We start from the raw sequence: 11568 nt of genomic DNA on the forward strand, positions 1-11568 counted from the left end.
ATTTAAGGTCTTCAAAAGGTTACTACACAATGTAGCCCCACCATTCTGCCGGATATTTGCGGGATAAGCCGGAGCGTAGGTTTTTCCTGTAAAAATGCCTGTCCGGTTTCGGATTCCTTTTTCTGCTTCGCTTTTAATTTCCGCGAACTGTTTACTATGGCCTTTCCTATGAGTGTCCCTATAAGGCCCCCGGCTACCATATCGGCTACCCAGTGCCTGTGGCTTTTAATGTCGGCAAAAAATACGACGCTTACCAGGGTATACGGTATCCAGTAGTTGTTAAACTCCATGGCCAGAACCTTGGCCACGGCAAAATATGCGGTTGCATGGAGGGAAGGAAAAGCTGTCCCGTCCGCATCGGCATCAAAAGAAATCCCGTGGAAATTTCCGAAGTCCAGCGGATTGGAGGTAAACGGGCTCTCGGGAGGAACGCCATCGCTAAGGGACGGGTCCGGGCGCTGCCTTCCGAAAACAGTTTTCAACAGGAGATGAGAAATTACATAGGAGTATGCCAATGCCTTGAAAGAGTTTACCGCTGCGGTTTGCCCTTTTTCACTATTGGCAATTACAGAACCGCCATATATCCCGAGCAGAGAATAAGCAATATAAGGATCATTACCCCGGAATAAAGGAAAGTTGCTGTTCCTGGATGAGATACGTGGCAAAGAATAGTTGATATTGTCCTCGACATGGTCCTGGTAGAATTGTGTAGTGTATTTGTCTACCATGATTAAACCGGCTATACCACCGACATAAGTGGCTGTCTTTTTCCAGTTTTCCGAGGTAAGGTGCCCGATCTCCCTGAAATCACCGGGGATACTAAGGACACTGTTCTTAAGTACGTTCACCGATGTCTGGAAACGTCCTTCCTCTGTGCGGGCCGAATCTTTAACCTGTGAAAAAGCAGGTAATGATGCAACCAATAACAAGATCACGCAACAACTTTTGGGAGTTAACATAAGTAGTAGGTTTTGGGGTTGAGATTTAATTTTGTGAGATTTACATAAATTTATTAGTGATTATAATATGATTAAATAAATACCAATGTCCATACCTGTGAATAAAAATTACCTGCTTTGCCCGGCAATCTTTATTGTAATGTGTAAACTACTTCATGAACTTCTGACAAACGAAAATAACCGAAAGGAAAATTGTCTTTGTCCGTAAGGTTTACACAATTTCCCCGCACCGTTGCAGGCTGGGTCTGGAATGGGTTTCCCTGGCTGGAGCTTTGTTCGAGCAGGATGTTCATAAAATTGTAAAATCGTTCCGTAGTCCCGTATACTCTTATTGTAATTTCGTCTCCCTGTTTCAGGTCTTCATCCGTATAATATGCAAAGATCCGGTTTCCCTGGACAAACTCGTCTTCGTAAACCTGTAAGTTAGGAATGAGATTGATATTTGGCACAAATTCGAATAAGTAATAATTCTCTTCATCACCCGGGTCGGTAAAATAAGCCTTAACATCATAATCATCCCCGCTGAATCCTCCGCCTTTGGTTTGAACAATATCTTCAATTTCCACTACGGATTTCATAGTTTCTGTCGCCCTGTAATGCTCGTTGTTATAGATAATATCAAGAGTATAGGACTGGTCGGGTTCCGGTACGAGTTCTGCATTTTTATATATTCCGGAATCGCCGTCTTCGATAAATGTATATACGGTCCCTTCACTGTCTGTGATCTCTACGGATGCCCCCGTTGCTGCGGGTACTTCATTATTATAATAAGGGGCAGAAGTGGTAAGTATTATTTCCTGTCCTTCCGGCAGTCCTTCTTTGGGTAGATTTATAGAGGCTTCTACTACAAGGCGCGGAGTGGCCTCCGGGACATCTACATGAACCGTATCTTCACAACCTGTCAGCGCTACCGCCAGTGTAAAAAGTAGTGTTCGTTGTATGGCTGCTCTCATCTTGATTAAAATTTGAAGTTATAGGAAATAGAAGGAACAATACCGAAGATGGACAGCCTTACTGCTTCATTCCGGGCTGTTTCCCTGTCCTGTCTGAACGTAATGGAGGCCGCATTCCTTCGGTTATACAGGTTGTAAATACCAAAGACCCACTCGCTTTGCCAGCCTTTTTCTTTTTCCGGTTTAGGGGTATAGGTAAGGGACAGGTCCAGGCGGTGATATGACGGAAGGGTCTCGTCATTTCTTCCGCTGTAGCTGGGAAAATGCACTCCCTGGTATTCGTAATAGCCGTCGGGGTAGGTGACAGGCTGACCTGACTGTGCTATAAAATTAAGCCCCAGCGTAAGTTTGGGGTTGAAGGTGTAGGAACCGGTAAGCGATACATCGTGTGTTTTGTTGTAGGGGGTGTTATACCATTCTCCCCGGTTTATCCCGGTTTCCTGTGGTGTACGGGCAGGGGTCCTTTGTTCGGAACGGGAGAGGGTATAGGACAACCAGCCCTGTAGCCTTCCTTTCTTTTTCCTGAGCAGGAATTCCAGTCCGTATGCACGGGCTTCCCCGTTCAGGATAACCTGTTCTATAGCGTTGTTGGCAATAAGATCGGCCCCGTCGATATAATCGATGCGGTTTTGAATGGTCTTGTAGAAACCTTCTGTTTCCAGGGAGTAATTACCGTCTTTGAAATCGTGAAAATAGCCCAGTGCATACTGGTCCAGTAACTGGGGCTCTATGTACTTCCCGCTCGGGGCCCATACGTCCAGGGGAGTGGGGGAGCTGGTATTGGAAATAAGGTGCAGGTATTGGGCCATCCGGTTGTAACTGGCTTTCAGGGAGGTGTTGTTGTTTAGTTTATACGACAATGAAGCCCGGGGTTCGGGGTAGGTGAAAGTTTTTATGAGTTCCTTTCTCGATTTGGTTTCCGTGCCTATCGGTTTTGCCTTTTCATAAATTCCGTAGTTTTCGTTATAAATAACCGGATTACCATTCTCGTAGAGGTTCATATTGGTTTGTCCCAGCCGGTAAAAACTACTCAACCGGAGACCGTATTGGAGGTTGAACCTTTCTGAAACAGAATGTTCCACATCCAGGTATATTGCAGTTTCCAGTGCATACTTGTCATCCAGCTTCCTGTAATTGGCCCCGGAATTCTCGGCAGTGGGAGTGACTTCTCCGGGGTTAAACTTATAGTAGGCCCCGTTAACGCCGTAATAAAGTTTAAGGTCCTGATTAAGGTAGTGCTTAAAATCGTATTTAATATTGTAGTTCTGTATCCCCGAGTCCCAGTTAAACTGCACGAAATCCAGCCTGAGGCCATAGTAATAGTCACTGTAGATCAGGGAGAGGTTGGAGAATATTTTATCTGAAAAAATATGGTTCCACCGGAAATTAATGATGGAATTACCATAGGTGTTTTTAAAACTGTTTCGAATACTTATAACATCCCTTCCGAAATATCCGGAAATAAAAATACTGTTATTGTCGTTGAAACGATAGCTGATCTTGGTGTTCAGATCGTAAAAATATGCTGCATTATCATTGTCCGTAAACTTTAAGAAGAGATGGGCATATGAACTACGTCCGGCCACCAGAAAAGATCCCTTGTCCTTAACTATCGGGCCTTCGGCGAGTAACCTGCTGGAAAGCACCCCGATACCCCCGTTCATATGAAAACTCCTGCTGTTTCCGTCTTTCTGGAAAATATCCAGTACCGAAGAAACCCTTCCCCCGTAGCGGGAGGGAATACCACCCTTATACAATTTGATGTCTTTGATGGCGTCCGGATTAAATACGGAAAAAAAACCGTAAAGGTGAGAAGAATTAAAAATGGTCGCTTCATCGAGGAGAATAAGGTTCTGATCTGCTGCTCCTCCTCTTACATTAAAACCTGAAGCAGCTTCACCGGCATTGGTCACACCGGGAAGCAACAGGATGGATTTCAGAATGTCAGTCTCTCCGAGGACAACGGGCATTTTCTTAATGGTATTGATAGATAATTCATTTACGCTCATTTGCGGTGAACTGATGTTCTCCAGTCCGGAATTTTCGGTAACCACGACTTCGTCCAGTTGCTGAGAGCTTTCGCTTAACTGAAAATTGAGCCGTATATCCGAGTGCAGGTCTATTTCCCGGGAGATCGTGTAAAAACCGAGGTAGCTTATTTGTACGGTATGCTTCCCTTCGGGAAGGGTAAGGGAATAAAATCCGTATTCATTGGTAGACACTCCTATGCCGGATTGTGCTACAACAATATTCACGCCGATCAGACTTTCGTTGCTTCTTTTGTCGGTAACTGTACCACTGAGGGTATATTTTTGCTGGGCAAAGGAAATATAGCATAATAGGGATAAAGCAAAAAATATACTTTTCTTTATTAGCGTCATTGGGGGCTTTTTTGATAAATATAAAACTATCTTACCTTAAAAATATTGTATAAAAGAATTTTAACAAGTATAAAAAAACAGCATTGAAGGATTTTCAGTCTTATTTCATTTTTGTAATCATTTATTTACTATTAATACGGATATTTCTTTATTTTAAAAATAGTACAAATTGAAAGACTGGAGAAATCCGGTAAAAAAATATGGGTTGGAAATAAGATACGGGAGATTCCCCGGCCTTAAGGAAAAGCCGGGGTTTTATAGAAAGATATCAGGCATTGTCCCTGCTTTTACCCCCGAGATGGGGACATTCTTTTAGTTTTTCCATGCTTTCAAAAGGAACTTTAACTTTATTGTATTTATAAGTAGCGGCAAGGGTTTGGGTAAGATTGCGGTCTCCCACACTTATATCCACATCATACATGGTAAACTGACAGGGGTGCTCGTAACCACAGGCATGGGTTACCTCAAGGAATTCTTTGCGGAAGGTATTGAAATACTGTTGTAACCTGTCCGATTTGAGAGGGATATTTATACCACTTTGCAGCCACTTGTTCTGCGTGGCTATTCCACTGGGGCAACGGTTGGTATGACAGGCCTGGGACTGTATGCAGCCAATACTCATCATGGCTTCGCGGGCAACATTAATACAATCTGCTCCCATGGCAAATGCCATGGCGGCTTTGGCCGGGAATCCGAGTTTCCCGCTGGCTACAAAAACAAGGCGATCTGCAATATCCAGTTCCTTGAAGATACGATAAACATCGCTGAAACCGTAAACCCAGGGCAGGGAAACATGATCGGCAAAACTTGGCGGAGCTGCGCCTGTGCCTCCTTCGCCACCGTCTATGGTAATAAAATCCGGTCCTTTTCCGCTTTCTTTCATAAGCGAGGCGAGCTCATGCCATTGGTCGAGTTTACCTACGGCAGCTTTGATCCCTACGGGAAGTCCGGTTTCTTCCGCAATTTCCTCAACAAGGTCTATCAGTTCCTTTACAGAAGAAAAAGCGGTATGGTTTGCGGGGGAAAGCACGTCTTTCCCCATATCTACATGGCGTATACCGGCTATTTCACGGGTAATCTTTTTTGCCGGGAGTACTCCGCCCTTTCCGGGTTTGGCTCCCTGGGAGAGCTTAATTTCTATAGCACGGACGAACGGATTTTCCTCTACGAGTTTTTTCAGTTTCTTCATGGAAAAGTTCCCTTCCTTATCGCGGACGCCGAAATATCCCGTACCTACCTGGAACACTACATCGGCACCCATGGAATGATAGGGAGAAAGCCCGCCTTCACCGGTGTTGTGATAGGCCCCTGCCTTTTTTGCGCCAAGGTTCATTGATTCTACTGCCTTTGCAGACAATGAACCGAAACTCATGGCTGATATGTTGATAACGGAACCTGGGCGGAAAGGTCTTCTCCTCTTTCGGTAAGCCCCCATGACCTTGGCACAGGGAAGAAAATGCTTGTCCGTAGTGTTCGGATGCCCCTGCGGCAACTTGAAAGGGAGCATGGCATTGTTGATAAAAATATACTGATGCGAGTAAATGTCCTGGTCTGTTCCGAAACCTTCATAATTGTTCTCCTTTTTTGCCGAAGCGTATATCCAGCCCCTTTCCGTCCGGTTAAAAGGAAGTTCTTCACGGTTATTGGCTACGAGGTACTGGCGGAGTTCCGGTCCTATACTTTCCAGAAAGTAACGCAAATGACCTATAACAGGAAAGTTATGACTGATGGTATGCGATCTTTGAACAAAAATATCGCGTAAGGCTACCAGAGCCAGAAAAATGAGAGCCCATCCCCACCAGGGAATATTCCCGATAAACAGTAATAATGTGTACATAACAGAAAAGTTCAATGGCCGGTTTGTCTTATCAGGCAAACCGGACTATTATATTTATTGTCCTAAATAATCAAAAACAATTTGTGTAAAGGCCTTAACCCCCAGTATCATTCCGCTTTCATCTATATAAAAATCGGGGGTATGATGCTGTGTCGGGGCCTTGTCTTTGGGTTTTCCCCCGAGAAAGAAATAAAATCCCGGGATTTTTTCCTGGAAAAATGAAAAATCTTCCGCACCTGTTACGGCTTTGGTAAGTATAACATTTTCTTTACCTGCCGCTTTTTGAAGTGAAGGGAGGGTTTTTGCCGTAAGGTCCGGATCATTATAGGTAATGGGGAGCCCCTTGGCGATTTTGATCGTAGCTTCCGCTTTATATGCTTTGGCAATGGTAGTTACCATTTCTTCCATTCTGCGGTTCAGCAGTTTTTGCATATCGTAGTCCAGGGTACGGATCGTACCGAGCATTTCCGCCGTTTCGGGGATGATATTATGCCGCACGCCGCTCGTTATTTTTCCTACGGTGATTACGGCAGCTTCGTTAGTCAATTCCATTTCACGGCTTATAATGGACTGCAGTCCGTCTATAATCTTGGCGGACACGAATACCGGATCTACCCCTGTCCATGGCGCGGAGCCGTGGGATTGTTCCCCCTTTACATGGATTTCAAATTCCTGTGCGGCAGCCATAGTACCACCGGGTTTATATGTAATTTGCCCCACGTCGGTCATAGAGCTTATATGAAGACCGAAAATGGCTTCCACATCCGGGTTTTTCAGGACTCCTTCGCGTATCATAAGATCAGCACCTCCTTCTTCGCCCGGTGGCGGACCTTCTTCCGCAGGCTGAAAAATGAATTTTACGGTTCCTGCAAAATTATTATTCTTCGACAAGACTTCGGCAACACCCATCATTATGGCGATATGGGTATCGTGTCCGCAGGCATGCATTACGCCTGTTTCCTTGCCCAGATATTCAGTCTGTACGGTGGATTTAAAAGGGACATCCACCCGTTCGGTGACAGGCAGGGCGTCGATATCGGCACGCAAGGCGATGACCTTACCGGGTTTTTTCCCTTTGAGGATACCGACAACTCCGGTTTTGGCAATCCCGGTCTGTACTTCTATGCCTAGTCCTTTCAGGTGTTCCGCAATTTTTTCGGAGGTATTGAATTCCCTGTTGGAAAGTTCCGGATTTTGATGGAAATGCCTTCGCCATTCAATGACTTTCGGTTCCACACCGGCAATGTCCTTTTCCAGATCTTGCTGTGCAAAGCCTGTGAAGCAGCTACAGCACAACAATAGGGCGATGTAATTTTTTTTCATAATTATCAGAGTTAGTTGTATTGTATAAGAAGTTTAAAGATATGAATTTTACTATGAATAAAATACCTGTTCCCGGAGATTTGGGTGAAGCGGCCCTGTAAAATTTGCAGTGACACTTTTTTGTGTAAATTTGAAATAAATATCCCTGTTGATGAAAGATGCCCTTCATAATATATACCGCAACCAATCGCTGATTTACAAAACTTTTCTTTTTATCTGCGCTACGGCATTGGTTGTTTACCTGTTTCCCAAAGCCGGGAAGTTCAAATATGAATTTCAGAAGGGGAAACCGTGGCAATACGAAAACCTGTATGCCCCGTTTGATTTTCCGATATTGAAAACCGAAAAGGAAATCGAGGAGGAAAAAGCAGCGGTAAAGGCCGGTTTTGTTCCGTACTACTCGTATAATGCCAATATGATTTCGACGGTAATCAGCAATTATAAAACGGAATATCCAAAAGTTTTTCAGAACAAAAACCTCGAAAGGGCCGGACAGGAATTCCTGACCAGAATCTATACGGATGGTGTGATCGCAGATGACGAACCCCTGCCGGACAGCAGGTTTATAAACCTGGTAAAAGGGAACGAGGTAAGTACACTGGCCAAGGACAAACTCATCCGGATGAAAGACCTGGAAAAAGCACTCTTTCATTACCTGGAGCAGCGAAAACTTTCTGCATTTCAGAAAGACTTTTACCTTTTGTTCGAGAGTATTGTACAACCTAATGTAAGCCAGAACAAAGAACTGTCGGATAAGGCCCTGAAAGAAGAACTCGACAATATTTATACGACTAAGGGGACTGTGGAAAGGGGAAAGCGCATTATTCTTAACGGTGAAGTGGTAGAAGGTGAAAAGTATGAGATCCTGCATTCGCTGAAACGGGAATATGAGTCGCATTTATGGAAAGGGACCAATTATTACTGGATACTTTTCGGCTATATCATTCTGGTGACGCTAACCTTTATTATGCTGTTCCTTTTTTTGCGAAAGTACCGTCCCCAGATATTACAGGACAACACCAAAGTAACGTTTATTTTTGTCAACATCATTGTTATGGTGTTTGTCACCACAATTGCGGTTAAATATGACGGGGCTTATGTGTATATGGTACCGCTGTGTATCCTTCCCATTATACTGAAGGCCTTTTTTGATCCCAGGCTCGGGTTGTTCGTACACGTGCTTACGGTGTTACTTCTCGGTTTTATAGTACCCAATAGTTTCGAATATATATTTCTGCAAATCATTGCGGGGATGGTTACCATACTTACGGTTTCCGAGCTCTACAGGAGGGCGAACCTTTTCGTGTCCGTCGGGCAGATCACGCTGGTGTATATGATTACCTATTTTGCCTTTACGGTAATACACGAGGGAAACCTGGATAATATACTATGGCTTAATTTCGGACTTTTCGTACTGAACGGGCTTGCAACCCTGTTTGCACAACCTTTGATCTATATCTATGAAAAGCTATTCGGGCTGGTTTCTGATGTATCCCTTCTGGAGTTGTCGGACACGAATTCCAGGCTTCTGAAGGAACTGTCCGATAAAGCTCCGGGAACTTTTCATCATTCCCTTCAGGTTGCTAACCTGGCGGAAGCGGCGGCAAATGAAGTAGGGGCGAATGCCATGCTTGTAAGGGTAGGGGCCATGTACCATGATATCGGCAAAATGAACAACGCCATTTACTTTACCGAAAACCAGACCACGGGTGTTAACCCTCACGATGAGATCAGCCCGGAAGAGAGTGCAAGGATCATCATTAACCATGTACTGGATGGTATAGAAATAGCAAGGAAAAACAATCTGCCGGACCGGATCATCGATTTTATCCGTACCCATCACGGTACATCAACGGTATATTATTTCTATAAAAAGCAACTTGAAAATGATCCTGATGCCAATATAGAAGATTATCGCTATCCCGGACCTATTCCTTTTTCCAAAGAAACGGCCATAGTAATGATGTCGGATGCTGTAGAAGCTGCATCCAAAAGTCTTAAAAACCCGAATTACGGGGCCATTAATGACTTTGTGGAGAAAATTATCAGCAAACAGATAGAAGGAGGGCAGTTCCTCAATGCCAATATTACTTTTAAGGAGATAGAAAGTGTAAAAAAGGTGTTGAAGCAGAAATTGACCAATATTTATCATTTGAGAGTAGAATATCCGGAATAGTAGGGACTTGATTTTGAAACCGGTATCAAATTTTTGCAAAACTAAAATAAAAAAGTGCCAAAAATAGTTGCGTTCTATGAGGTGAACCACTACATTTGCATCCGCAATTTAAGAATTGCACGTTCTGATAAAGATAACGGAGAGGTGCCAGAGTGGTAATGGAGCAGATTGCTAATCTGTCGGCGGGAAACTGTCGCCAGGGTTCGAATCCCTGTCTCTCCGCTTCTTTTTTAGTGTTTCGGGGTGTAGCGTAGCCCGGTCATCGCGCCTGGTTTGGGACCAGGAGGTCGCAGGTTCGAATCCTGCCACCCCGACTTTTTAACATATCAGATGAATTCAAAACCCTGTTAATCGTATGATTTTCAGGGTTTTTCATTTTATTTGATTTTTTTTGAAATCAAATAAATCGGGAATTAGCGTCAACAATTCGGATAACAAAATAATTTTAACATTTGTGTTGACCGATTTGTTAAAATTATTTGGGCAGACGCGGTAAAGAACGTAACTTTAAAGGGATTTGACTTTCGTCCGGGAACTCATGTGTAACCTAAAGACGAAAGTAATGAAGACTTCTTCGACATTCAGTATCATGTTCTGGGCTAACATCCCCAGGGCAAAAGAAAACAAAGCGACTATTTATGTAAGGATCACCGTTAATGGCAAACGGGCCTCCATCAGCCTGAACCGCAAGGTCGATCTCGCCATTTGGGATCCCCATAAGAACCGGGCCCTTGGGAACAGCCAAAAGGCCAGGATGCTCAACAGCTATCTGGATGAGACATATAACTACATCTTCCAATGCTACCGAGACCTGAAAATGGATGGTAAACTCATCACCGCAAAGAGTGTCAAGGCAAGGTACCTGGGAGAGGATGAGAAGAGCCGTACCCTATCCGATATTGTCGCTTACCACGGTGAGGATATGGTTGACCAGTTGAAATGGGGTACCCAGAAGAATTATTTTACCACGCAAAAGTACCTTACCAAGTTTTTAAAGGCCCGGTACAAGACTACAGATATGTACCTCAAGGAACTGGACTATGACTTCATCATCAAGTTTGAAAGGTTCCTCCGGAACCATAAGCCGACGGACCACCAAAAGCCCATGGGGAACAATACGGTGATGAAGCACATCGAGCGCTTCAGGAAATTGATCGGGCTGGCCATCAAGCTGGGTTGGCTCGACCGGGATCCCTTTGCTTATTTTAAGCCCAAATTCATCAAAAAGGAAAGGGACTTTTTGAACAGGGAAGAGCTGGCCGAAATTGAGAAGAGGGAATTTGACATGCCGAGGCTACAGCAGGTAAAGGATTTGTTCGTGTTCAGTTGCTACACCAGTTTGAGTTATATCGACGTGATCAATCTGAGCAAGGGCAACATCCATTTGGGAATAGATGGGGAGCAATGGATCGTCTATCAGAGGGAAAAGACGGCCAAGCCCATCCGTATTCCCATTTTGCCCGTGGCCCTTGAGATCATTGAAAACTATAAGGACCACCCCAAGTCCAGGGCAAACGGAACACTGTTCCCTAAAATATCGAACCAAAAACTCAACTCCTATTTAAAGGAGATTGCGGACCTCTGCGGTATTACCAAGAAACTCACCTTCCATGTGGCCCGGCATACCTTTGCCACCACGGTGACCCTTTCCAACGGGGTTCCCATTGAAACGGTTTCCAAGCTTTTGGGGCACAGTAAGATTGCCACGACCCAAATTTATGCCCGGGTGATCGAGCGTAAGGTCAGTGAGGACATGGCAATACTGAGAGAAAAGCAGAAAAGGCATATTATCGAAATTATGAAGGCGGATGAAGAAAGTGGAACGTATGATTCATAATGCAAAATATACCTCGTTCCATGATATCGAAATGTTAGGCTAAAGCAAATTATTCATTTCACTTGGATGTAAAAGACAATAAACACAAAGAGTATCTAATAG

7 protein-coding genes and 2 tRNA genes are annotated in these 11568 nt (G+C 44.2%); 4 read left to right on the forward strand and 5 right to left on the reverse strand.

What is annotated here, in order from left to right; all coding sequences use genetic code 11:
• Positions 1 to 11 precede the first annotated feature (11 nt).
• The 5 genes from ED312_RS09905 to ED312_RS09925 form a co-directional block, all read right to left on the reverse strand.
• Entirely contained in the window at positions 12 to 959 is a 948-nt protein-coding gene (locus ED312_RS09905) for a phosphatase PAP2 family protein (RefSeq protein WP_123215854.1), read from the reverse strand.
• Between the two features lie 131 nt (positions 960 to 1090).
• On the reverse strand, positions 1091 to 1912 hold the full coding sequence (locus tag ED312_RS09910; protein WP_123215855.1) for a DUF4249 domain-containing protein: 822 nt from the start codon (positions 1910 to 1912) through the stop codon (positions 1091 to 1093).
• A 5-nt stretch (positions 1913 to 1917) separates the two neighbouring features.
• Positions 1918 to 4293 (reverse strand): TonB-dependent receptor, encoded by a 2376-nt coding sequence (locus ED312_RS09915; RefSeq protein WP_123215856.1) that lies wholly within the window; start codon positions 4291 to 4293, stop codon positions 1918 to 1920.
• A gap of 268 nt (positions 4294 to 4561) precedes the next feature.
• The gene (locus ED312_RS09920; protein WP_123215857.1) at positions 4562 to 6130 is read right to left on the reverse strand and encodes an FMN-binding glutamate synthase family protein; all 1569 of its coding nucleotides are present in this window, start codon (positions 6128 to 6130) and stop codon (positions 4562 to 4564) included.
• Positions 6131 to 6184: 54 nt separating this feature from the next.
• Positions 6185 to 7453 carry an amidohydrolase gene (locus ED312_RS09925; RefSeq protein ID WP_123215858.1) on the reverse strand — a complete coding sequence of 423 codons (1269 nt, stop codon included), beginning with the start codon at positions 7451 to 7453 and terminating at the stop codon, positions 6185 to 6187.
• A 151-nt stretch (positions 7454 to 7604) separates the two neighbouring features.
• Between ED312_RS09925 and ED312_RS09930 the strand changes: the two genes are divergently transcribed.
• The 4 genes from ED312_RS09930 to ED312_RS09945 all read left to right on the forward strand — a co-directional run bounded on the left by ED312_RS09930 (position 7605) and on the right by ED312_RS09945 (position 11466).
• The gene (locus ED312_RS09930; RefSeq protein WP_123215859.1) at positions 7605 to 9629 is read left to right on the forward strand and encodes an HD family phosphohydrolase; all 2025 of its coding nucleotides are present in this window, start codon (positions 7605 to 7607) and stop codon (positions 9627 to 9629) included.
• A 138-nt stretch (positions 9630 to 9767) separates the two neighbouring features.
• Positions 9768 to 9851: transfer RNA gene (locus ED312_RS09935), tRNA-Ser, on the forward strand.
• 17 nt (positions 9852 to 9868) lie between these two features.
• A tRNA-Pro gene (locus tag ED312_RS09940) sits at positions 9869 to 9943 on the forward strand.
• 248 nt (positions 9944 to 10191) lie between these two features.
• Positions 10192 to 11466, forward strand: a complete 1275-nt coding sequence (locus tag ED312_RS09945; protein ID WP_123215860.1) for a site-specific integrase — start codon at positions 10192 to 10194, stop codon at positions 11464 to 11466.
• Positions 11467 to 11568 lie beyond the last annotated feature (102 nt).

The sequence above is a fragment of the Sinomicrobium pectinilyticum genome (genome assembly GCF_003725735.1).
Classification (GTDB): domain Bacteria; phylum Bacteroidota; class Bacteroidia; order Flavobacteriales; family Flavobacteriaceae; genus Sinomicrobium; species Sinomicrobium pectinilyticum.

Bases quoted from the DNA above. Each gene is read 5' to 3' on its own strand.
- ED312_RS09930 (WP_123215859.1), top strand. From the start codon at position 7,605: ATGAAAGATGCCCTTCATAATATATACCGCAACCAATCGCTGATTTAC.
- ED312_RS09915 (WP_123215856.1), bottom strand. From the start codon at position 4,293: ATGACGCTAATAAAGAAAAGTATATTTTTTGCTTTATCCCTATTATGC.
- ED312_RS09920 (WP_123215857.1), bottom strand. From the start codon at position 6,130: ATGTACACATTATTACTGTTTATCGGGAATATTCCCTGGTGGGGATGG.
- ED312_RS09910 (WP_123215855.1), bottom strand. From the start codon at position 1,912: ATGAGAGCAGCCATACAACGAACACTACTTTTTACACTGGCGGTAGCG.
- ED312_RS09925 (WP_123215858.1), bottom strand. From the start codon at position 7,453: ATGAAAAAAAATTACATCGCCCTATTGTTGTGCTGTAGCTGCTTCACA.
- ED312_RS09905 (WP_123215854.1), bottom strand. From the start codon at position 959: ATGTTAACTCCCAAAAGTTGTTGCGTGATCTTGTTATTGGTTGCATCA.
- ED312_RS09945 (WP_123215860.1), top strand. From the start codon at position 10,192: ATGAAGACTTCTTCGACATTCAGTATCATGTTCTGGGCTAACATCCCC.